The organism is Lyngbya aestuarii BL J (assembly GCF_000478195.2).
Taxonomy (GTDB): domain Bacteria; phylum Cyanobacteriota; class Cyanobacteriia; order Cyanobacteriales; family Microcoleaceae; genus Capilliphycus; species Capilliphycus aestuarii.
In genome coordinates, this window is the sequence record NZ_AUZM01000289.1 from 1 (window position 1) to 809 (window position 809).

The 809-nt window shown below is 41.2% G+C and carries 1 protein-coding gene and 1 pseudogene; both read right to left on the minus strand.

Going from position 1 to position 809, the window contains the following annotated elements; genetic code table 11:
* Positions 1-312 (minus strand): annotated as a pseudogene (locus tag M595_RS28130) (Rpn family recombination-promoting nuclease/putative transposase); the annotation flags it as partial.
* Between the two features lie 38 nt (positions 313-350).
* The coding region (locus tag M595_RS28135; protein WP_023069943.1) for a cytochrome P450 at positions 351-809 on the minus strand (459 nt) is incomplete at its 5' end.

The following is an 809-nucleotide window of genomic DNA, read 5'->3' on the forward strand; positions in this document are numbered from 1 at the left end:
ATAAACTAATTCTGAAGCCGTTTGTTTGAGATAAATAACGACTTGGTGCATTTCTTTATCAGGATAACGCCGATGCACTCGCAAGCAATAATCTGTCATCCGAAAGGGAATTGTGGCTTCCGTTTTAGTCTGAAATTCGACATGAAGAACTAAATTATTAGACTGTTGTAAGATTAACGCATCGGTGCGAATGGGTTCAATAGAAAGTTCTTTGGGGCTGAGTTGAGTCAGTTGAATGGGTTCACCCAGTAACCAACTAGCTAAGTCGGTGGAAAATTCTTCAGCAATGAATTTACAAATATTGTCGTACATGAGGTTGAACTCGCCCCTAAAACTTTAGATGAGTCTTTCTAAACTGTTGCGGGAATGGCGACAGATTTTGAGGGGGTACGCTTTCCATTCATCATCATTTTAATCCCCCCCAAAGGCGATAATGTTACCCCTCGACGTCCAGCTTTAACCGGACGTTTTTCGAGTAAAGTTAGGTCATAATCGAGTATAATTTGAGCGAGTGCTAACTTCATTTCAAACTGCGCTAACGCCATCCCAATACATTGACGCGCACCTGAACCAAAGGGCAAAAATTCATAGGGAGAAAACTTTCGTTCTAAAAATCGTTCGGGTTTAAATTGTTTCGGTTCGGGATATAAGTCTTCGCGGTGATGAAGTAAATAAATACAACCTGCGACCCCTACATTGGGTTCTAATTGATATCCTAGAAGTTCTGTCTGTTCTTTCGTAACTCGCGGAAAGGTTAACATCGCAACGGGATAAATTCGCAGGGCTTCATTACAAACGGCTGTTAAATA